The 20,371-nt window shown below is 58.3% G+C and carries 17 protein-coding genes and 4 pseudogenes; 12 read left to right on the top strand and 9 right to left on the bottom strand.

The window, feature by feature from the left end; genetic code table 11:
- Positions 1-13: 13 nt before the first annotated feature.
- Complete coding sequence (locus tag JZI28_RS04315; protein WP_295454406.1) at positions 14-208, bottom strand: SlyX family protein; 195 nt, start codon at positions 206-208, stop codon at positions 14-16.
- A gap of 113 nt (positions 209-321) precedes the next feature.
- Between JZI28_RS04315 and JZI28_RS04320 the strand changes: the two genes are divergently transcribed.
- From JZI28_RS04320 to hisG, 4 genes are all read left to right on the top strand, one after another.
- Positions 322-1,149 (top strand): crotonase/enoyl-CoA hydratase family protein, encoded by an 828-nt coding sequence (locus JZI28_RS04320; protein ID WP_375699349.1) that lies wholly within the window; start codon positions 322-324, stop codon positions 1,147-1,149.
- A 188-nt stretch (positions 1,150-1,337) separates the two neighbouring features.
- Positions 1,338-2,834: a histidine--tRNA ligase gene (hisS, locus tag JZI28_RS04325; protein WP_375699350.1), complete on the top strand. Its 1,497-nt coding sequence runs from the start codon at positions 1,338-1,340 to the stop codon at positions 2,832-2,834.
- 3 nt (positions 2,835-2,837) lie between these two features.
- Entirely contained in the window at positions 2,838-3,926 is a 1,089-nt protein-coding gene (locus JZI28_RS04330; RefSeq protein ID WP_295455770.1) for an ATP phosphoribosyltransferase regulatory subunit, read from the top strand.
- Complete coding sequence (gene hisG, locus JZI28_RS04335; protein ID WP_295455769.1) at positions 3,923-4,615, top strand: ATP phosphoribosyltransferase; 693 nt, start codon at positions 3,923-3,925, stop codon at positions 4,613-4,615. Before JZI28_RS04330 ends, hisG begins: the two co-directional genes overlap by 4 nt.
- Positions 4,616-4,890: 275 nt before the next feature.
- Here the strand turns inward: hisG and JZI28_RS04340 are convergent, their stop codons facing one another.
- Positions 4,891-5,322, bottom strand: a complete 432-nt coding sequence (locus JZI28_RS04340; RefSeq protein ID WP_297341411.1) for a DUF1489 family protein — start codon at positions 5,320-5,322, stop codon at positions 4,891-4,893.
- A gap of 190 nt (positions 5,323-5,512) precedes the next feature.
- Here JZI28_RS04340 and JZI28_RS04345 point away from each other — a divergent pair, with 190 nt between their 5' ends.
- Positions 5,513-7,810, top strand: a complete 2,298-nt coding sequence (locus JZI28_RS04345; protein WP_375699351.1) for an adenosylcobalamin-dependent ribonucleoside-diphosphate reductase — start codon at positions 5,513-5,515, stop codon at positions 7,808-7,810.
- A gap of 291 nt (positions 7,811-8,101) precedes the next feature.
- On the opposite strand, the gene JZI28_RS04350 is transcribed toward JZI28_RS04345, so the two are convergent.
- Both JZI28_RS04350 and JZI28_RS04355 read right to left on the bottom strand, forming a co-directional pair.
- Positions 8,102-9,349 (bottom strand): type II toxin-antitoxin system HipA family toxin, encoded by a 1,248-nt coding sequence (locus tag JZI28_RS04350; RefSeq protein WP_375699352.1) that lies wholly within the window; start codon positions 9,347-9,349, stop codon positions 8,102-8,104.
- A 3-nt stretch (positions 9,350-9,352) separates the two neighbouring features.
- Positions 9,353-9,616, bottom strand: a complete 264-nt coding sequence (locus JZI28_RS04355) for a helix-turn-helix domain-containing protein (RefSeq protein ID WP_375699353.1) — start codon at positions 9,614-9,616, stop codon at positions 9,353-9,355.
- A 594-nt stretch (positions 9,617-10,210) separates the two neighbouring features.
- Between JZI28_RS04355 and JZI28_RS04360 the strand changes: the two genes are divergently transcribed.
- From JZI28_RS04360 to JZI28_RS04370, 3 genes are read left to right on the top strand one after another with little or no spacing between them, the layout of a single operon-like run.
- A complete protein-coding gene (locus JZI28_RS04360) occupies positions 10,211-11,557 on the top strand; it encodes an IS1380 family transposase (RefSeq protein WP_040176196.1) in 1,347 nt (448 codons plus the stop codon).
- Positions 11,557-12,453, top strand: coding sequence for a hypothetical protein (locus tag JZI28_RS04365; RefSeq protein ID WP_375698171.1), 897 nt, complete (start codon positions 11,557-11,559; stop codon positions 12,451-12,453). The genes JZI28_RS04360 and JZI28_RS04365 overlap by 1 nt, the downstream gene beginning before the upstream one ends.
- Complete coding sequence (locus JZI28_RS04370; protein WP_375698170.1) at positions 12,450-12,890, top strand: lysozyme inhibitor LprI family protein; 441 nt, start codon at positions 12,450-12,452, stop codon at positions 12,888-12,890. The genes JZI28_RS04365 and JZI28_RS04370 overlap by 4 nt, the downstream gene beginning before the upstream one ends.
- Positions 12,891-13,491: 601 nt before the next feature.
- Here JZI28_RS04370 and istB read toward each other — a convergent pair.
- Both istB and istA read right to left on the bottom strand, forming a co-directional pair.
- On the bottom strand, positions 13,492-14,256 hold the full coding sequence (istB, locus tag JZI28_RS04375) for an IS21-like element helper ATPase IstB (RefSeq protein ID WP_243252177.1): 765 nt from the start codon (positions 14,254-14,256) through the stop codon (positions 13,492-13,494).
- A pseudogene (gene istA / locus JZI28_RS04380) lies at positions 14,253-15,353 on the bottom strand (IS21 family transposase); the annotation flags it as partial. The gene istB and the pseudogene istA, both read right to left, overlap by 4 nt.
- 59 nt (positions 15,354-15,412) lie before the next feature.
- Here istA and JZI28_RS04385 point away from each other — a divergent pair.
- Positions 15,413-16,636, top strand: coding sequence for an IS256 family transposase (locus JZI28_RS04385; protein WP_107818396.1), 1,224 nt, complete (start codon positions 15,413-15,415; stop codon positions 16,634-16,636).
- Positions 16,637-16,672: 36 nt separating this feature from the next.
- On the opposite strand, the pseudogene JZI28_RS04390 reads toward JZI28_RS04385, so the two are convergent.
- A pseudogene (locus JZI28_RS04390) lies at positions 16,673-17,023 on the bottom strand (IS21 family transposase); the annotation flags it as partial.
- Positions 17,024-17,183: 160 nt separating this feature from the next.
- Here JZI28_RS04390 and JZI28_RS04395 point away from each other — a divergent pair.
- A pseudogene (locus JZI28_RS04395) lies at positions 17,184-18,068 on the top strand (IS110 family transposase); the annotation flags it as partial.
- A gap of 234 nt (positions 18,069-18,302) precedes the next feature.
- On the opposite strand, the pseudogene JZI28_RS04400 reads toward JZI28_RS04395, so the two are convergent.
- Both JZI28_RS04400 and JZI28_RS04405 read right to left on the bottom strand, forming a co-directional pair.
- A pseudogene (locus JZI28_RS04400) lies at positions 18,303-18,908 on the bottom strand (IS481 family transposase); the annotation flags it as partial.
- Positions 18,909-19,001: 93 nt separating this feature from the next.
- The gene (locus tag JZI28_RS04405; RefSeq protein ID WP_375699354.1) at positions 19,002-19,316 is read right to left on the bottom strand and encodes a hypothetical protein; all 315 of its coding nucleotides are present in this window, start codon (positions 19,314-19,316) and stop codon (positions 19,002-19,004) included.
- Positions 19,317-19,605: 289 nt separating this feature from the next.
- Between JZI28_RS04405 and JZI28_RS04410 the strand changes: the two genes are divergently transcribed.
- Together JZI28_RS04410 and JZI28_RS04415 are read left to right on the top strand one after the other, a co-directional pair.
- On the top strand, positions 19,606-19,872 hold the full coding sequence (locus JZI28_RS04410) for a hypothetical protein (RefSeq protein WP_375699355.1): 267 nt from the start codon (positions 19,606-19,608) through the stop codon (positions 19,870-19,872).
- Between the two features lie 47 nt (positions 19,873-19,919).
- Positions 19,920-20,351, top strand: coding sequence for an IS630 family transposase (locus tag JZI28_RS04415; RefSeq protein WP_375700077.1), 432 nt, complete (start codon positions 19,920-19,922; stop codon positions 20,349-20,351).
- Positions 20,352-20,371 lie beyond the last annotated feature (20 nt).

A 20,371-nucleotide genomic window follows, 5' to 3' on the forward strand; every position in this document is an offset into this window, starting at 1 on the left:
GGGTACCGCCTTCCTAGTAGTGCGGTGGGCGCTCGTCGCCGAACACATGGGCGCCCCCGCTGCCCTGCTCGCGTCCAGCTTCGCGCTCCATCAGCATCCGTACCCGTTTGGACAGGCGGTCAATCTCGGTTTGTTGGCTGGCGACCACGTCGCTCAACTCTTCGACGGTGCGGGTCAGGTGGGCGATCTTTTCTTCCAAGGCTTGCATGTGTTTCTCCATAGCTGCGCAACGTCATAAGCACCTTCCTCTTGCCGGTCCATGGGGAAGACGCGCAGGCTCAGCTCAAAGAGAGATGCCAATGAGCTGCAAGGGACACAACCATGGCTGCAACTGAAGATGAAATGCCACCAGTAGACATCAGCCAGCGCGACGGCGTGATGACAATTGCCATTTGCCGCCCGCAGATACGTAATGCGGTGGGGCCTGCTACTGCGCGCGCGCTTTATGCGGCCTTTCTGCGCTTTGAGGCCGAAGAGACGGCAAAAGTCGCAGTCTTGACTGGTCGGGGCGGCTACTTCTGTGCGGGGTTTGATCTCAAATCCGCAGGCGGCGGCGCATCGGATGAGTGGCTGGCCGCGCTGGATATCGAGGCGGATTGGCGCGATCCCGTTGTTGATCCCCGTCCCGGCCCCATGGGGCCGTCGCGGCTGATGCTGTCAAAGCCGGTGATTGCTGCGATTGAAGGCCCGGCTGTGGCGGGTGGCATGGAGCTGGCGGCCTGGTGCGATATGCGGGTCATGGCGGAGGATGCCTTTGCCGGGGTGTATTGCCGCCGCTGGGGAGTGCCGCTGATTGACGGCGGCACCGTGCGCTTGCCGCGGCTTTTGGGGCAGGGCCGCGCCAATGATCTTATCCTGACAGGTCGCACCCTGCCCGCCGAGGAGGCCCACCGGATTGGCTTTGCCGACCGGCTTGCCCCAACGGGGGAAGCCCTGGATATGGCGCAGGCCCTGGCGCAGGAGCTCACCCGGTTTCCGCAGGCCTGCATGCGGGCGGATCATCTGTCGGCGCGGATGCCTTCGCAAGAGCTGGCGGCGGCGCTGCGGCGCGAGTGGCGGTCAGCCAAGGCCTTTTTGACAGAGGGACGCGACGGGGCGCAGCGCTTTGCCTCTGGGCTGGGGCGGTCCGGCGATTTTTCGCAGATTTGATCTTTGTTGCCCGTACCCGCTGCGGCGCAGGGGCTGTCGCATTCCTGTCATGCTGAAAAGCTAGGCAGCGCCAGATCACTTGGGCTTGACCCGGTGTGGTCGAACCTGTTGCCTTGCTCACAGGCACGGCTTGGGCTAGACCGCGCGGCGAGTAAATGACCCAAACCCACCCGTGAGGAGGCCTTTTCATGGCCAAGATCAAGAAACAGCCCCGTCCCAAGGCGGTAACGCCCAAGGGATTTCGTGACTATTTCGGCGAAGAGGTGACACAGCGTTCCGAAATGCTGCGTGCCATCGCGGGTGTCTATCATCATTACGGGTTCGAGGCGCTGGAGAGCGCGGCGGTGGAAACCGTCGAAGCGCTGGGCAAGTTTCTGCCCGATGTTGAACGCCCCAACGCCGGTGTTTTTGCCTGGCAGGAGGTCGATGAAAACGATCCCGACAGCAACAAGGGCGACTGGATGGCGCTGCGCTATGACCTGACAGCGCCGCTGGCGCGGGTCTATGCCCAGCACCGCAATGACCTGCCCAGCCCCTATCGTCGCTATGCGATGGGGCCGGTCTGGCGCAATGAAAAACCTGGTCCCGGGCGCTACCGTCAGTTCTATCAGTGCGATGCCGATACCGTGGGTACGGCGTCTATGGCGGCAGATGCCGAAATCTGCATGATGCTGTCTGATACGCTGGAAACCGTCGGCATCCCGCGTGGTGACTATCTGGTGCGGGTCAACAACCGCAAGGTCCTAGATGGTGTTCTAGATGTCATCGGCGTCAAAGATGAGAATCAAAAGGCCGCCGTGATGCGTACAATTGACAAGTTCGACAAAGTTGGAGGGGAAGGGGTCGCCCAACTTCTAACGGAAGGTCGGCTAGATGCCTCTGGGGCGTATATTGATGGCGTTGGTTTGGTTCAGGATCAGGTTTGGCCTGTGATCTCTTTCCTGACAGCCAAAGGGGATGACCTTTTAAGTACCATCGCCAATTTGCGCGATGCTGTTGGTGACAGCAAAATTGGGGCCGAAGGCATTGGCGAGCTGGAACAGATCGGTGATCTGATGGCCGCCGGTGGCTATGGCTCTGACCGGATTGAGATTGACCCCTCGATTGTGCGGGGCCTGGGATACTACACCGGCCCGGTCTACGAGGCCGAGCTGACCTTTGAGATCTTTGACGACAAGGGGCGCAAACGGCAGTTTGGCTCTGTTGCCGGGGGCGGGCGCTACGATGATCTGGTGAAACGTTTCACCGGTCAGGAAGTACCGGCAACGGGTATGTCAATTGGCGTTGATCGCCTGCTCGCTGCGCTGCGCGAAAAGGGCCGCCTCAGTGCCACGCCCACGGGGCCTGTTGTGGTCACAGTGATGGATAAAGCCCGCATGGCGGATTATCAGGCGATGGTGGCCGAGCTGCGCAATGCCGGCATTCGTGCCGAAGTCTACCTGGGTAATCCCAAGAATTTTGGCAATCAGCTGAAATATGCGGATAAGCGTAATTCCCCCATCGCGGTGATCGAAGGCGGCGACGAAAAGGAAAATGGCGTCATTCAGATCAAGGATCTGATCCTGGGCGCCAAGATCGCTGAAAGTGCCACGCTGGAAGAGTGGAAAGAGCGTCCCAGCCAGTTTGAAGTGCCGCGCGGCGAACTGGTCGCCAAGGTGCGCGAAATTCTAGAGAGCCAGGGCTAGACCATGATGGATCGCTCAAAAACACTGGCGCGGGCCGCACGGCTGCGCATGAACTTTGAGGCCGCAGGGGCGCAGGTGGTGGAGCCACCTCTGTTGCAGCCGGCCGGCACCCTGCTGGATCTCTATGGTGAGGACATTCGGGCGCGGGCCTATGTGACCTCGGACGCGGTGCGTGGCGAGCAGATGCTGCGCCCGGACTTCACCCTGCCGGTGGTGCAGATGCATATGCGGGAGGGGGCCGAGCCCGCGCGCTATACCTACGCGGGCGAAGTGTTTCGCCGCCAGGAACACGACCCGGATCGGGCCAGCGAATACCTACAGGTGGGCTATGAGGTGTTTGACCGCGATGACCCTGCTGCCGCCGATGCCGAGGTCTTTGCGCTGATTGCCTTGCAATTGCGTGGCTTGCCCCTGCGGGCGGCAACCGGCGATATTGGTATTCTGATGGCTGCGGTTGAGGGGTTGAACACCACGCAGATCCGTAAATCTGCCCTGATGCGCCATATCTGGCGTCCCCGGCGGTTTCGCTCTTTGCTGGACCGCTATGCCGGCCGCAGTGCGGTGCCGGAAAGCCGGTTGAAACTGCTGTCCTCGGAAAGCGGGCTGACGGGGGAGACGACGGTTCTGGGCAAGCGCAGCGAAGCGGAAGTGGAGGCGCGCATTGCGCTGCTGCGGGCTGATGCTGCGGCGCCGCCCATTGCGGAAAACGAGTTGCTGGCGCTTGAGGCGCTGATGGCGGTACGCGAAACCGTACCCTTTGCCATTGAACAGATGCGCGACATAGCGGTGGACCTGCCTGCAATCAACCCGGCCCTGGATCGTCTGGACGGGCGGATTGCGGCGCTCAAGGCGCGGGGCATTGATATTGACAGCCTGGATTTTGAGGCCTCCTACGGGCGCACCTCGATGGAATATTATGACGGGTTTGTCTTTGGGTTCTATGCCGAAGTGCGGCCGGATTTGCCTCCCATTGCCAGTGGCGGGCGCTATGATGCGCTGACGCGGCAATTGGGGAATGGCGGTGAAATCCCCGCTGTTGGGGGCGTGCTGCGCCCGGATCTGATGCTGATGCTCGAGGAGGGTCAGTCATGAGCCTGAAACTGGGTGTGCCGTCCAAGGGGCGGCTGATGGATAAGACGTTTGATTGGTTTGCCAAACGGGGCGTGACCCTGGCGCGGACTGGATCGGAACGGGAATATGCCGGCGCCATCGAAGGGGTTGAAGGCATGGAGCTGGTGCTGCTCTCGGCGGGGGAAATCCCGCGGGAGCTGGCGGCAGGTCGCATTCACCTAGGGGTGACCGGCACCGATCTGGTGCAGGAAAAACTGCCGCTCTGGGAGCAACAGCTGGAAGAGCTGGAGCCACTTGGCTTTGGCCATGCGGATTTGATCCTGGCGGTGCCGCAGTGCTGGATCGACGTGGATACGCTGGATGACCTGGATGCGGTTGCGGCGGCTTTTCGCAAAACCCATGGTCACCGCCTGCGGATTGCCACCAAATACCACCGCCTAGTGCGTGAGTTCCTTACCGAGGCCGGTGTGGCAGATTATCAGCTGGTCGACAGCCAGGGCGCCACTGAAGGCACGGTGAAGAATGAAACCGCAGAGATGGTGGCCGATATTACTTCCACCGGCGAGACCCTGCGGGCCAATCACCTCAAGCTGTTGTCGGATGGCTTGGTGCTGCAAAGCCAGGCGACCCTGTGGCGCAGCCGTGTGGCCTCCTATTCGGAAGCGGAACGCGTCGCGCTGAAGGCGCTGTCAGAGTTGATCCACGGCTGAGCTGGGGTTGACCGGGGAATGACCAGGGAACGCTGAGTTTGAAGGCCAAAAGGGGGGCTCCCGCCCGTCGCCCATGCACTAAAGTGCACCGGGCTCCCGTTGGGCCCGGCGCCGCGCTATCGCGCGGCGCTTTTTCGTACTGAGACATGTTTTGCGCAGATCGAGAGCAATGCACACCCTTGTGGCCGCACGGCTAAACCCTGTTGCGCAGGGTGGTGCTGTGGTGCATGCCGCAAAATCCGGACACCAGAGAGGACCCTGTGGCTTTCTGCCGATTAGAGCACGCCGATTTCGGCCAGAGCCTGGGAGAGCTCCAGAGGCAGAGGCTCTTCTGTGCTGCGCCCCTCTGGCAGGTCGGCGGGGCTGTCTTCGGGTTTGAGGTAGCGCCAGCCCTGAAAGGGGCGCTTGGTGGCGGTCTGGGTGCGGTGAAGTTTGGGGTCAAGGATAATGGCGCAGCGGCGAATACCATCCTCGCCGATCACCTCATCCATACGCAGGATGCGCTGGCGGCACTGGATCTGCCCCTTGATGACCCAATAGATTGATCCACCAGCGAGAATCTCTGCCTCGCGTTTGGGCCACATGCGGGTGACGTGACGCGGCAGTCCTTCGGGCAGTCGCAGCCCGGTCATGTCCTGCCAGTCCTGCAGGTTTTCGACGCTTTCTGTGCCAACAGAGAGCTTCACCAGATTGACATAGTTATCCACAGCTTCCCCACAGAGTCGTCCAGAGCCCAACCCTTATATAGTGTTTTGAAATTTGGTGCGAGCAAGATATTGTGGTACACTCAGTAATTATTTCTCAACGAACCGTGATTTCACCGTTGAGGATTTGTATCCGCCTGTAGTATCGAAGCCGCCACTCAACTGCGAACATCGACCAATAGGGAATCACTATATGAGCCGCTTTGCTGCCCCCATCGCCGCACAAATCTGGGATATGAAGTATCGTTTCAAGGAAGCGGACGGCACCCCCATCGATGTGACCGTGGAGGATAGCTGGCGTCGTATTGCCCGTGATCTCGCCCGCGCCGAGGACAAGCCCGCCGTCTGGGAAGAGAAGTTCTACGAGGCGCTGGAAGATTTCAAATACCTGCCCGCAGGCCGGATTACCGCTGGGGCCGGCACCGCGCGTCAGGTGACCCTGTTCAACTGCTTTGTGATGGGGACCGTACCCGACAGCATGGCGGGTATTTTTGACATGTTGAAAGAGGCGGCGCTGACCATGCAGCAGGGGGGCGGCATCGGTTATGACTTTTCGACCATTCGCCCGCGCGGCGCGGATGTCAAAGGCGTGGCGGCAGATGCATCTGGGCCTTTGTCGTTCATGGATGTCTGGGATGCCATGTGCCGCACCATAATGTCCGCAGGTTCGCGCCGCGGTGCGATGATGGCGACCATGCGCTGCGATCACCCGGATGTTGAGGCCTTTATCACCGCCAAATCCGACGCGGCCCGTCTGAGGATGTTTAACATGTCGGTGCTGATCACCGATGATTTCATGGAAGCCGTCAAGGCGGATGGTCCCTGGGAGCTGCAGTTCGATGGTAAAATCTACCACACCGTGCAGGCGCGGGATCTGTGGAACAAGATCATGCAGGCGACCTATGAATATGCCGAGCCCGGCGTGATCTTTATTGACCGGATCAACAAGGCCAATAACCTCAGCTATATTGAAAACATCTGTGCCACCAACCCCTGCGGTGAGCAGCCGCTGCCGCCCTATGGCGCCTGCTTGCTGGGCTCGATCAATATGGCGCGCCTGGTTTCCAACCCTTTTGAGGCCTCTGCCGAGCTGAACCAAGGCGCCATGCAGGAGCTGGTCGCCACCGCTGTGCGTATGATGGACAATGTGGTGGATGTGTCGAAGTTTCCCTTGGAGGCCCAGGCCGCCGAGGCCCAGGCCAAGCGCCGGATTGGCCTGGGCGTGACGGGGCTGGCCGATGCGCTGTTGATGCTGGGGCTGGAATATGGCTCGGACGAAGCGGCGCGTCAGACCGACCGCTGGCTGCATGCGATCGCCCGCGCCGCCTATCTGGCCTCGGTGGATTTGGCCAAGGAAAAGGGCGCCTTCCCGCTGTTTGATGCCGAAGCCTATCTGGCCTCGGGCAATATGATGAACATGGATGAGGACGTGCGCGATGCCATCCGCGAACACGGTATCCGCAACGCGCTGCTGACCTCGATTGCGCCCACCGGAACCATCAGCCTCTATGCGGGCAATGTCTCTTCGGGGATCGAACCGGTCTTTGCCTATGCCTATAGCCGCAAGGTTTTACAGAAAGACGGCAGCCGCACCGAGGAAGAAGTCGTCGATTACGCAGTACAGATGTACCGGGAAAAATTTGGCACCGATGCCGCACTGCCCGACTATTTTGTCAACGCCCAGACGCTGCCACCTGCGGCCCATGTCAAGATGCAGGCCGCAGCACAGAAATGGATCGACAGCTCGATCTCCAAGACCATCAACTGCCCCGAGGACATCTCCTTTGACGACTTCAAGGGCGTCTACATGCAGGCCTGGGATCAGGGGTGCAAGGGATGCACCACCTATCGCCCCAACGATGTGACCGGGTCAGTTCTGTCTGTCTCTGAAAGCGCTGATACCGCTCCTGGTGAAACCGCAGATGCACCCCATGCCAGCGCGCAGGGCGAGACCGGTGCCGAAGTGGTCTACATGTCGGAGCCACTGGACCGTCCGCAGTCGCTGGAAGGGCATACCTACAAGCTGAAATGGCCGGATTCGGAACATGCGATCTATTTGACCATCAACGACATTATCATCAGCGATCACCGTCGGCCGTTTGAAGTCTTCATCAATTCCAAGAACATGGAGCACTATGCCTGGACCTTGGCGCTCACCCGGATGATCTCGGCGGTGTTCCGGCGCGGCGGCGATGTCTCCTTTGTGGTGGAAGAGCTGAAGGCGGTCTTTGATCCACGCGGTGGGGCCTGGGTGCAGGGCAAATACATTCCCTCAATTCTGGCGGCCATTGGTGGGGTGATCGAGACTCATATGGTCAAGACAGGCTTTCTTGAGGGCGAAGGCATGGGGTTGAAATCCGACCCGCAGGCGGAGGTGGTGAACCTGAACGCCCCCCGCGGTAAGGCCTGCCCGAGCTGTGGACAATTCGACATGCAGATGATCGAAGGCTGCATGACCTGCCGCAGCTGCGGTCACTCGAAATGTGGCTGAAGCAGGTAAAGTTCCTTGTTGTGGGTGACGTCCGACATCTAAATTGCGCTTTTGCGACAAAAAGCGCATTTTTAAAATGCGGTCAGGAGACAACTGGAAGTCCGGCACTCAATGAACAAAGGGCGGTGCAAATGCACCGCTGAAATGCCCGGGGTAAATTTGCCACTTTGGGCATTTCGACCGCCACCTTACGGGTCTATCTCTGCCACCTCTGCGTAAGTCATTGATTTTGCGTGACCGGTATCGATACGTTGATCGCGACAAAATTCATAAAACGTATCGCGACAGCGCCTACTTCGCCAAGGTGCTCAAAACTGTTTTGCACCTGCGGTCGACCTCCTCCATGACACCTTCCAGGATGCCATGATATCCTGCCGGCATGGCAGCAACGTCCTCCGCCGTTGCACGCAGCTCGTTTCGAACCTTGTTGCTCATATCCTCCACACGCGCCAGGGCTCGTCTTGGTGCGAGACCACAGGCCTCCGCTTCGCGGCGCCAGTGGCGCCCTTCGACGTAATCTCCTACGCGCTTGCCACCGACATCGAATGCCAGATTTCGCGTGATGTTGGGCCAGACACCGGCACACATCACGTCGTAGATGGGAGCGAGCTTCACCCCATCTGATGACAGGAGTAGGGAGTGGTTCTTCAGGTGGGCGTCGGTATTCCCGCTCAGGACGTTGAACAGCAACATGTCCCACATTTGCATGACCTGAGAGCCGCCACCCACTTCCCGCAGGCGATCCATCATGCGCGAGAAGCTGGCTTTCGGGCCGCGATGCTGAGAATGCTGGTACTTCGCACCGGGCGGAAGTCCCAAGGCTTGGCAGAAATCTTCCTGGTGCAAGCGGCGAAGCAGGTCTTCTTCCCTTACTCGATCATACCTTTCCACGAGAAGGAACTGCCGCTCTCCGGCCTGTCCTGTAGTGACGACCGGCGCAGACAGTCCAACGCGGCGAGCCAGGGTCAGGCAGAATGCCTCGTTGTGGACGCTGCCCCAGAGGCGACCCGGATTATCGGGCTTCAGAATATGGCTGGAAGGGGCGCCGTCTACGGGAATGCCAAGTCGGCCGTCATCGAGCAGGCGGACGGAGAGTTTTGACTGTACGCCTGCGAGGGACATGGAGACCCCCTCATCGCCGGCCAGGAATGGTTTGGCAGGCAGTTCATTCAGGATCTTCTCAAGTGCAGCGTCCGTTTCGATTGGAATGACCGTATCACCGGTGGTGCCTCTCTGCGCGAAGGAAAGTGCCCCCGACGTATCCCGACCAACCCGTTCGAGCAGGGCCAGAACATCGGTGTGAGGAACGTCAAGGATACGGGCCATCATGCGCAGTGCGTCAGCGTCTTCCGGCAGGAGGTTGATCAACCATGGGGCCAGGACGTCCCAGCCGACGGGTTGCTCCATCAGGGGAAAGGTCGTTGACATTGGGAAGGCACCTGGCAGGGAAAGCCATGCTGGATCGTAACGGAATACCGGTGACGGAGTTGCTGCCGTATCGATCCTGCCGACAATGTACTTCTCGAAGAAGATGTCCATGGGTTACGCCTTCGGAAGAGATGAGGCTGATGTACTTCGACGCTCTTCGAAGAGGGTGGAAATGTTGATACCGAGGGCTTCGGCGGCTGCCAAGGATGGGCCGAGATAGCTGGTGCCCTTTCCGCGCTCCAGTTCGCTGATGAAGCGTCTGTTGGCGCCGATCATGGACGCGAGATCATCCTGAGTATACCCCAGCATCTTCCGGCGGGCGCGCAGGCTCTCGCCGAACTGGCGGGCCAGACGCTGTTCGGCGGTCTTCAGTTCCATGGCATGCACCTCATGCTACACCTCGGTAGCTTACTTCTATTGAATTCGTATTGTTACCGGTCTGTATCTTTTGTACAGGATCCGGAGAAATGTTACAAGGGCGTATCTTTCCTGAGAGGCTTTCCAAATTGATACCGCTCGGTATCAAGCAGTTTATGGAACCCAACGCTCTTGAGGAATCCATTCAAAAAGTGGGATGGCGAAGATTTCACTGGCAGAGCATGACCCGCCGCGGTGGCAGATCCGCCGGCCGCGACACTTTCTGCATCTAGTGTTTTCAATGGGTTGCTGATAGGCCGGTGGCAGATCCTGCCTGGTGATTGCAGGATAGCAAGTCTCGACAAGACATCTAAATCGGAAAAAGATCGCGTGAAACTTACAAAATACAAACACCTTTCGGTTTCTTTACGAGCGTTCAGCTTCCTGGCCGCGACCGCGATCAGTGCTTTCAGTGCCGAGGCGGGTTATGTCAATTTAGAAACGGATGCCGGATGTCTGTACCCGCATTTCCCAAGTAACTTGACGTTTTCGCGCCTCCAACGGCCACTAATGTGTTATATTTCAGTATGTTAATTTGGCTGAAGGTGGTGGATTATGGATCACCCAGAGGGTGCACGCGAAACGGGTGATGGGCGGCTCAGTTTTGACCGCCGGGTCCGGCTGGAGTTTCATGGTTCCAAGATCAGCTCGGACGGTGGATTACTGTTGTTCAGGGAATTGGATGAAGTGCTCGGCCTGCACGACATTGCGGGCGGATTTCTGAGAGACACGCGAACTGGCCACAATCGCCTGCACTCACTGGTCGGCTTGTTGCGCCAGTCGGTCTTTGGGCGGCTGGCCGGATATGATGATGTTAATGACGCGGACCGTTTATCGCTTGATCCGGTGATGCGGCAGGTCGTTGGAGGGCGTGCCGTTGAGGCCAAGGCCGCGTCTGCGAGCCAGATGGGACGGTTCGAGACCGAGGTGTTGGCGGCAACCGACAATCGCACTGTGCTGGCGGATTTATCAGGACACTGGATCGACCGGGTTCACAATCGCAAACCGCCCAAGTGGATCACGCTCGACATGGACAGTTCAGTCAGTCCCACCCACGGCGCGCAAGAAGGCACCGCTTGGAACGGGCATTTCGGCTGCATGTGCTATCACCCGCTGTTCGTCTTCAACCAGTTTGGCCATTTGGAACGCTGCGCCCTGCGCCCCGGCAATGTTCACAGCGCAGATGGGTGGGAAGAGGTTCTGAAGCCCGTCATCGCGCGATATGCGGATCGTCACCTGATGCGGTTCTTCCGGGGGGATGCTGCGTTCGCCATCCCGGAGCTATACAAAACTCTGGAACTGGAAAACTATTTCTACGCCATCCGCCTTCGGGCCAATCGCGTTCTTCAGGGCAAGATTGCGCATCTGCTCAAGCGCCCTGTGGGTCGTCCGCCAAAAGGCGTGAAGCGCATCTACGGCGACTTCCAATATCAGGCGGCATCTTGGGACAAACCTCGTCGTGTCATCGCCAAGGTGGAATGGCATCCCAGCGAGTTGTTCCCGCGCGTGGGCTTCGTGGTCACCAACATGCCGATGGAACCCGACTGGATCATCCGCTTCTACAACCAACGCGGCACCGCCGAGCAATACATCAAGGAAGGCAAGCAGGCGATCAACTGGACCCGTTTGTCCTGCAAAGGCATGGCGCAGAACGAGGTGCGGCTGCAACTCCATGCACTGGCTTACAATATCGGTGCCTTCCTACAGGGCACTGATCTACCTGATGAGATAGCCGACTGGTCACTGACAAGCCTGCAGACGCGATTGATCAAGATTGGTGCGAGGGTTGTGCGTCACGCCCGTGCAATCACCTTCCAACTGGCCGAGGTGGCTGTCAGCGGCGATCTGTTCAACCGCATCCTTGCGGCCATACATCGGCTGCGCGCACCGCCGGTTCCCTAATGACAACATCGTTAATCATAAAACCTGAACAAAAGCGGCTCAACCGGTCTATCCATACGGGGGTCGGTCAGACCAATATCCGGATCAACCTCGCCCCCGAGACCGGAAATCGTGCTCAGTTCGCGCGTCAGATGCCCGAACAACGGCACCATGGGTCCAAGAGGCTTGATAGGAGCGCAGAACAGCGGCAAGGTGGGCGGGAGGACGTTCCACTTGGGGAATGTCAGCTGTATGTGAAAGAAAACTCACTACATTTTGCGAATAGCTGCCTAGATGCCCATCCGTTCCTCATTAACAATCATCGGTTGATATCGGTTGATGGGCTATGCCTGACGGCAGAAGAGGCTCCGTGCGGACCGCACGCAAAATCCTCGGAAGTTATTTTTGCCGAGTGCGAAGTGGGTAATCCCGCGCAAAATTGGGATATCCCACCGGTGAACGGCAGCGGCTATGTCATTCACGAGATGTCGGCGCTGACCTCGAAATTCGCCAAAGCATACCTGACTTCCCAAGAACACGAAGCTCTTCCTTTTCATATCATTGAGGCGTTTGAACCCATAATGGGTGATTACTACCATGTGTCAAACAGAGTGACCGGACGTGGTTTTGATTGGAATTTCGACCTTAAGGACGGCGCACAGAAGCTGGCGTTTGGAACCACAGAAACTGGATTGCTTGTCATTTATCAGGGACGGTATTTCCTAGAGCTCGATGATCGCAACGGGTATCGTTTTACAGACAGTTGGTCCGAGGCCACGAAAATGTATTTTCATCCATTGCCGGACAACCAGTTTAAAATGCTCATTGATGAGAACTCCTGCATAGTTGACGCTGGCAACGTCGACGTCGAAGTTGGGTCATGCAACTCAGATTTCGCAGTGTGGTTGGCAAAATGAATTCGCCTGAACATTTTCTTGTAAAAGCAGTTGGGGTCATTGGATCGATAACTCTTTGTGTTGTCGGATTTGCAGCCATTGCAGAAACCAGAAGCTTTTTGAGCCCGGCCTTTGCCAATTGCTCAAGCGAGGTCTCAAACATAAGCGAGGAGTGGCTGGACTGCCTTTCGGACGAAAGGGAGCATCAAGAACAGTTGCTGGCAGGCGTTGAACAGAAATTGCAGCGTAAGCTTGTAGATTTGGGGCTAGAAAACGCCGCGGCCCTGCAAATTCTGCAAGAACGACACGCAATTTGGAAGAATTTCGCGGATAGTGAATGTGAATATTATTTCGGAGTTTTCGCCGCGGGTCCTACGCGCGGCCCTGATCTGGAAATATGCAAAGTAAGAGCAACCATTGAACGAAGGCATGAGCTTGAAAAAGAGCTTGAGGAGTAATTATTTCAGATTCCAATAACGTATATCTCCTATCAAAATGCGGCAGCATGCTAGAATTCCCCTGCGTTTTTTACACCAGGGGGAACAAGAATCTGAGTTCAGGGCTGGTGGGGCATTTAGGGCTGACTGCCGCCATCTGATAGTTTCTGTCAGGAATGCCGGGGAGGTAAGCTGGTCGAGTGGCAGCTATGCGCAGATAGCGCGCTTTGCAAAGTTTGAGCGGTTGCCGACAGCGGACCTTCACCCCGACTGAAGCGATCCGCGGTTGAAGCCCGCCTTTCTGAACGCTACGTATCGCACCAAAGTCTTGCAGGCAGCAAGTCCATCATAGGAGAGATACTTGTGAGAATGACTGCACTTCCCAATTTGCAGGTTCTTGATCTTGCACGTAGCTACCATGAGGCGGCCGAAGTGTTGGCTGACGCTAACGCCAATGCAATTCCAATCATTAATTTGCGTTGCCTGTCAACGGCGGAGTAAAACCCGGCCACTGTGGCGGAGCAAAAGTAGGCCATCTGGGCGCGAGCGCCTTGGAGCGTGCGGCTCTCATTTAGCAAGCACGTTCCAAGGCGCATTGGCCGTCAGGCCAATTCTGTGAGGATCATGTTCCGGCGGTTGCGATGCGGGCGCGGCTTTGGTTGAGCCGATAGCTTTCGCCGTTCATTTCCAGGATATTGACGTGGTGGGTCAGCCGATCCAGAAGTGCGCCGGTCAGGCGTTCTGTGCCGAAGGTTTCCGTCCACTCTTCGAATGGGAGATTGCTTGTGATCAGGGTTGAACCGCGCTCGTAGCGCTGCGAGATCAGCTCGAAGAGCAGTTCGGCACCGGTCTTGCTGAGCGGCACGAAGCCCAACTCGTCGATGATCAGCAGCTTGACCTTTGTCAGTTTGCGTTGGAGTTGCAGGAGGCGTTTCTCGTCGCGGGCCTCCATCATCTCGTGGACGAGAGCGGAGGCGGTGACAAAGGCGACTGGCAGTCCTTTCTGGCAGGCGGTCAGGCCTAGGCCGAGGGCGATATGGGTCTTGCCGGTGCCAGACGGGCCGAGGGCGATGACGTTTTCCTTGCGCTCGATCCATTCGCAGCGGGAGAGCTCCAACACCATCATTTTGTTGAGCGACGGGATCGCCTTGAAGTCGAAGCTATCCAAGCTTTTGATTGCCGGGAACCTCGCGGCCTTGATCCGGCGTTCCACCATGCGCCGTTCCCGGTCTATCAGTTCCAGCTCGGTCAACCGGGCCAGATAGCGCACATGATCCACGCCCTCTGCGGCGCAGATACGCGCTTGCTTGTCATGCTCGCGCAGGAAGGTTGGCAGACGCAGAGTCTTGAGGTGATGGGTCAGCAGTAATTCCGGGGCGTCTGTCATGCACCACCCCCTGCCAGCAGGCTCATATAGGATGCCGCCGAGGTGGTAGTGATACTGGTCCTGGGCAGGAACGGATAGACATCGAGATCCAGCCTCGGGGGCCTTCGCTCGACCCGACACAGGACAAGATGCTTGATTGCATCGAAGCTGATTGCTCCCATTCTCAGCGCATCCTTGATGGCCAGATGCAGGGCGTCGACTTCGAACCGTTCCAGCAAGCGCAGAACCTGCACATACTCGCGCTTGCCTGTCTTGCCCTGTCTGGCCTCCAACAACCGCTGGAGCGTGGCGAAGGCTTCCGGCAACTCCCAGCCCTGCAGGGGTGCAGCCTGATCGAAGGCCATGATCTTATGCTCAATCAGCGGCAGGTAATGCAGTGGGTCAAACACCATGTCACCGGTGTCGTAGGAACGGGGATGATCCGCGACCACCTCGGCGGCGCTGCCAATGACAACACGGGTCACGAAGCCCTTGATCCAGACCTCACGGTGACCATAAGCGACCGGCACAGAGTAATCATTGCCGCGGTAGCGCACCACGGATGTCGATGTGACCTGACCGCTTTGCAAATCGCAGGCCTCAAAGAGCGCCCCAGGCAATTCCCGCATTGCAGACAGGTCGGCGTCCAGCCGTGCGCCGATGCTGGCCTTGTGGCCACGCAAGACATCGCCTTGCCGTTTGCGGCATTGTTCTTCCAGGTGAGCGTTGAACGCGTCCCAGTCCGGAAAGGACGGGATCGGCACCATGAAGTTCCGCCGCGCATAGCCGACCAGTCCCTCGACCTTGCCTTTGTCGTTGCCCTTGCCGGGACGGCCATAGCGATCCCGGATCACGTAATGCGACAGCATCGCGCTGAACCGTTGTGTGCGGTCACGGGTGCCGTCCGGCATGATCCTGGCGACCAGACAGCGGTCATTGTCGTAGAGGATAGACTGCGGCACTGCGCCGAAGAAGGCAAAGGCATGGACATGCCCGTCCAGCCAGGCTTCGGTGGTCGCGGCAGGATAGGCCCGAACATAGCACGCATCGCTGTGCGGCAGGTCAAAGGCGAAGAAACGTGCCTTCTGCTCCACCCCGCCTATCACGACCAGAGCTTCGGGGACTATCCTGAATTTTGTGCGCTGACGTGGTAACTGCTCGAAGAGGAGACCCACGTATGAGCATCGATAAAGAGATCTTGGACCGATTGATGGAAGGCCGCGCGCCTGGTGATTTGTTTGGCAAGGACGGCATTCTGTCCGAGCTGACAAAGGCGCTGGCGGAACGGGCACTGAGCACGGAGATGGACGTCCATCTCGGTGAAGAACGCGCCGAGGAAGCCCCTGAGGGGTATAATCAGCCGGCCAATCGGCGCAATGGCAGCAGTCAGAAGACCGTGACCACCGACAGCGGCAAGGTCGTTCTGGACATCCCCCGCGACCGGAACGGCACCTTCGATCCGATGCTGATCGCTAAGTATCAGCGCCGCTTTCCCGAGTTCGATCGCAAGATCATCAGCATGTATGCCCGGGGCATGACGACCCGCGAGATCCAGGGGCATATCGAGGAAATCTATGGCATCGAAGCCTCGCCCAGCCTGATTTCCGCGATTACCGACGCGGTCATGGAGGAGGTCACCGCCTGGCAGAACCGCCCTCTGGAACCCTGCTATCCGATCATCTTCATGGACGCGATCCGGGTCAATATCCGCAGCGATGGAGCCGTCTCGAACAAGGCGGTCTTCGTGGCCCTCGCGGTTCTGCCCGACGGCACACGCGACGTTCTGGGCCTGTGGTTCCAGGCCAATGAGGGCGCAAAGTTCTGGGCCAAGGTCCTGAACGATCTGCGCAACCGGGGCGTCCAGGACATCCTGATCGCCGTCGTGGATGGGCTGAAGGGCTTCCCGCAGGCCATCGAAGCGGCCTTTCCCCAGACCCAGGTCCAGACCTGCATCGTTCACCTGCTGCGCCATTCCATGAGCTTTGCCAGCTACAAGGACCGCAAGGCCGTCGCCACGGCGCTAAAGACGATCTACACGGCGGTGGATGCCGACGCGGCCGAGGCCGCTCTGGCAGAGTTCGAGGAGAGCGATCTGGCTAGGCGGTATCCGGCCATCGCACCGAGCTGGCGCCGGGCCTGGAACGAGGTGATCCCGTTCCTCGACTACCCGCCCGAGGTGCGCAGGCTGATCTACACCACGAATTCCATTGAGGCATTGAATTCGAAGATCCGGCGCGCCGTCCGAACCCGCGGTCACTTCCCAAGCGATGAGGCAGCAGCGAAATTGATCTATCTGGCGCTCAATGCTACATCCACCGAATGGAAGCGTTCGGTGCGCGAATGGCACGCTGTCAGAAGTCAGCTTGCCATCATGTTCGAAGACCGCTTCCCAATGGCGTAAAAAAACGCGTCAGGCACAAAATTCGGCACAGTCTCGAGCTTCGCCAAAATCCGCCTGCGCATGTCCCGGCTGATGGCTGAGCGGCACGAACATCTCCTTGCCGGTCCGCTTCCTGGTCCGGACGTAATCCTTGACGATCGTGTAGCCGCCATCAAACCCGCACTCATCGCGCAACCGCTCAAAGATGCGCTTCGCGGTATGACGCTGCTTGCGCGGCCGGACCTTGTCTTCGGTGAGCCATTGGTCGATCTGGTCGGTGAACGCATCCAGCTTCGGGCGCCTGATCGGTGCCGTCCGCCGGTACCCGGGCGGCTCCGAATAGGCCAACATCTTCGCAACGCTGTCCCGGCTGATCCCAAAATCCCGGGCGATCTGGCGTCCGCTCAAGCCATCCTGAAAATGAGCCTGACGCACCTTCAAATACAAATCCACGGTGTAAATCCCCAAACCCTCCCCTCTCGGAAAGGGCAAAAGTGGACGACTTTTACGCCGCCCGCGACACCACAACGGCACCGCTACCGTGGCCGAGTATTGCTCCGCCGTTTACAAATTCTTTCATGATCCGATGGTGGTCGGGACCATTGACATCCAGGAGCTGTCAAAAACGCACGAGATCGTCTCTCGATCGAAGACCGAGCTGTGGCACCGCATTCTCACCCACTACCTGCCACTGTATTTTCCCGAGGCCGAACGATTTCACCGAAGTGCGCGGACGGATTGGTTCCTGGCATTCCTGGAGAAGTATCCATCGCCACACATGATCTCGGCCATGAGCCGCGAGGCCTTCATCGCCGACGCCTGGGATGTTGTTGGCCGCAAAGTGTCCAAAGAGCAATTACTTTCAGATATTTACGCCACCGCGGTCAACTCTGTCGGATTACCAGTTCATGCGGATTCTGACGCAGTGCGCATGTTCCGCCTCGTTCTTGCCGAGGGGCGCAGCCTCGTGCGGCAGCGCGATGTGATCGAGGCACGGGCCGTCGAGTTGTTGTCTGACCTGCCCGATTATCAGCTGTTGACCACCATTCCCGGCATCGGCCCGATTAACGCGATGACCATTTTGGCCGAAGCAGGCGACCTACGTCGGTTCCGGCATCATCGACAGTTCTTGAAGTTCTGCGGTATGGACCTCGCAACCGTCCAGTCTGGCATGTTCCGTGGTCAGAGCCGCATCTCGAAGTACGGCAATGCCCAGCTGCGGCGCACGCTCTGGATGGCCGGCCAGACCGCCGTTCTCAAGCGGACCAACAGCTTCCGTGACAAGTTCGAGAGATACATCTCCAAGGATCGACACAATGCCCATCTGCGCCGCAAGGCCTACACCGCGATCGCGGCCAAGATGGCGCGCACCGTACACGCCGTGGTCAATCACGGCGAACCCTATCGCCCCTTCTTCGAGGGGGTGAGCCCAGGCGGAAGGACCTCTCTCTGATGAGCCGTGGAGGCAGCTTGCTGACCTCGTAGATAATGTTCGGGCCTTCTGCTTGGGATTTGGAATCTCGTATTAAGGACGGTGAGGGCCGCCAGTGCGCGTACCCTGTGTTTGCTATGGAAGAGATCATTTCTTGACGGCAGAGCCCGTCTGGGCAAAATTACCAGGGCACCCGGAATGCCGGGTGCCCCATGACCTGCTGACCTAAGCAGCCAAATCTTCCCTACATAGGACGTTGTCCGTGAGAATCGTGCGGATGCGGATTGGGCAGGCGCGCTCCAGGTCTCGCAGGAAGCGCCGAGCATTCGCCGCAGTCTTTGCCTTGAAGATGCGGATGAAAACCCATCGCGTCGCGCGGTCGATGGCCACAAACAGATAGCGGCGTGAAGTTTCGTCAGCCATCTGGGGCAGATACTTCACGTCGATGTGGATGTAGCCGGGCTCGTAAGCCTTGAAGCCGCTGTGTTTGGGCCGCGCCGCCTTGGCCTGCAGGTCACGCAGATTGCCCGCCCCATGCCTGCGAAGGCAGCGGTCGAGCCCCGAGCGCGAGACATCCGGGTTCAGAAACTCCCGCACCACCGCCAGCAGGTCATCGAGCGACACCAGCAGCGTCTTGCGCAGCGCCACGGCCACGGCTTCCTGCGCGGGCGTAAGCGTGGTCTGCAGACGGTGTGGCGTATGGCTGCGATCTTCAACGCTATTGCGCTTGCGCCACTTCCAAACAGTTTGCTCTGTCGTCCCGTGGCGTTCCGCGAGAACCCAAGCTGGTTCATCGCTGGCTTGTATCGCAGCTCTGACCTTCGGCGTCGTCGTTGCTTGGCTGTGAAGCTTGATCAGCATGTCGCTCTCCCGTCCCGCGCCTCCGTCAGAACCCAGCGTGCCATGAAAAGCGCTGAACGACGAGGGGCTATGTGATCATCCGGGATGGAACACTTAGTACCAAGCAAGGATGCCCACTCGCGAATAGTCGGCAGACGTCGCACCACCGCGGAATTGCTGAATCGCCGACAGGTGATGCAGACCAAGAAACAGTTGTTCGAGAACTGTGTTCTCTTCGAGCGTGCCCATTCTCCTCTTTCCCTGCATGGAATAGAAAGAAGCCGCAGTACCGAAATTGATTCCTTGATATTCAATCAAAATTCTAAGTGCCCTCATCCAATTCACTGTCGACGGCAAAGCGAATTGCGGATCGGGCTTTCCGCCAGGTTCGTTTATTGTTCCCTGATTGATGATCCGGTCGTAAAGCATGCGTTATCCTATCGATTTCAGAGCAAAAGTGACACGCACCTGTGGAATCTGGCGCGCAAATGCGAATCTCGCGCGATAGTCTCATGGAAAACAAGCCATTTTCGCAAGTACTGGAGATCCACCGATGTCGGACAGCCTAACTGCTCTTATCCTTTTCCTTACGCCCGAAGACGGCCCACCGCGGTCATTCGTTGATTGCTCAAAATGCTGCGACCGCATCCCGCTTTGCGGGCATTGGCTTCCGTGATTAGTGCTTCTATCATCTGTAACAGACCAAAGAGGTATTTAGATGGAACGCGAACCGAACCTTGTTATTTCCAGCGCCTCGCAGCGCATAGTTGAGGATGGAGTGCCGTTCGAGGTAAACATCTACAAACTCGAAGGGGGTGACGGCTGGTCGCTGGAAGTTGTGACCGAAGACGGGACATCTATCGTCTGGGACGATCTTTTTGAAGACGACCGAGCCGCATTCGAAGAGACGATCAGCACAATTCGCCGCGAAGGCGCAATCGCTTTTGTCAACGGTGGTTCAAATGTCGTACCGTTTAAGAGGTAAGCGAACTGGCCAAGACAACAGGCTGGTCTGCAAAAGGCGCGCGCCTGATCGACCACGCGCCGCTCGGCCACTGGAACACTCAGACCTTCATCGCCGCTCTGCGCCATGATCGGTTCGACGCACTATGGGTTATCGACGGCGCAATAAACCGCGAGATGTTCGAGCTTTACGTCGAGACCCAACTCGCCCCGACCCTGAGAAAGGGCGACGTGATCATACTGGACAACCTGTCATCGCACAAAAGCCCCAAGGCCGCAGAGGCCATGCGCACCGTTGGCGCATGGTTTCTGTTTCTGCCACCCTATAGTCCCGATCTGAACCCGATCGAGATGGCATTTGCTAAACTCAAGGCCATGATCCGGCGCGCCGCCGCCAGGACATACGATGATCTATGGCGCGCCGCTGGGAATGTCTGCGATCTCTTCACCGAAGAGGAATGCTACAACTTCTTCAAGGCTGCCGGGTATGAAACCGATTGAGCGCAACACGCTCTAGCCAA

Source organism: Pseudophaeobacter sp. TrK17 (assembly GCF_042192375.1).
Taxonomy (GTDB): Bacteria; Pseudomonadota; Alphaproteobacteria; order Rhodobacterales; family Rhodobacteraceae; genus Pseudophaeobacter.

Excerpts from the sequence above, each read along its gene's own strand:
- JZI28_RS04315 (WP_295454406.1), bottom strand. The coding sequence starts at position 208 with ATGCAAGCCTTGGAAGAAAAGATCGCCCACCTGACCCGCACCGTCGAA.
- JZI28_RS04320 (WP_375699349.1), top strand. The coding sequence starts at position 322 with ATGGCTGCAACTGAAGATGAAATGCCACCAGTAGACATCAGCCAGCGC.
- hisS (WP_375699350.1), top strand. The coding sequence starts at position 1,338 with ATGGCCAAGATCAAGAAACAGCCCCGTCCCAAGGCGGTAACGCCCAAG.
- JZI28_RS04330 (WP_295455770.1), top strand. The coding sequence starts at position 2,838 with ATGATGGATCGCTCAAAAACACTGGCGCGGGCCGCACGGCTGCGCATG.
- hisG (WP_295455769.1), top strand. The coding sequence starts at position 3,923 with ATGAGCCTGAAACTGGGTGTGCCGTCCAAGGGGCGGCTGATGGATAAG.
- JZI28_RS04345 (WP_375699351.1), top strand. The coding sequence starts at position 5,513 with ATGAGCCGCTTTGCTGCCCCCATCGCCGCACAAATCTGGGATATGAAG.
- JZI28_RS04350 (WP_375699352.1), bottom strand. The coding sequence starts at position 9,349 with ATGGACATCTTCTTCGAGAAGTACATTGTCGGCAGGATCGATACGGCA.
- JZI28_RS04355 (WP_375699353.1), bottom strand. The coding sequence starts at position 9,616 with ATGGAACTGAAGACCGCCGAACAGCGTCTGGCCCGCCAGTTCGGCGAG.
- JZI28_RS04360 (WP_040176196.1), top strand. The coding sequence starts at position 10,211 with ATGGATCACCCAGAGGGTGCACGCGAAACGGGTGATGGGCGGCTCAGT.
- JZI28_RS04365 (WP_375698171.1), top strand. The coding sequence starts at position 11,557 with ATGACAACATCGTTAATCATAAAACCTGAACAAAAGCGGCTCAACCGG.
- JZI28_RS04370 (WP_375698170.1), top strand. The coding sequence starts at position 12,450 with ATGAATTCGCCTGAACATTTTCTTGTAAAAGCAGTTGGGGTCATTGGA.
- istB (WP_243252177.1), bottom strand. The coding sequence starts at position 14,256 with ATGACAGACGCCCCGGAATTACTGCTGACCCATCACCTCAAGACTCTG.
- JZI28_RS04385 (WP_107818396.1), top strand. The coding sequence starts at position 15,413 with ATGAGCATCGATAAAGAGATCTTGGACCGATTGATGGAAGGCCGCGCG.
- JZI28_RS04405 (WP_375699354.1), bottom strand. The coding sequence starts at position 19,316 with ATGCTTTACGACCGGATCATCAATCAGGGAACAATAAACGAACCTGGC.
- JZI28_RS04410 (WP_375699355.1), top strand. The coding sequence starts at position 19,606 with ATGGAACGCGAACCGAACCTTGTTATTTCCAGCGCCTCGCAGCGCATA.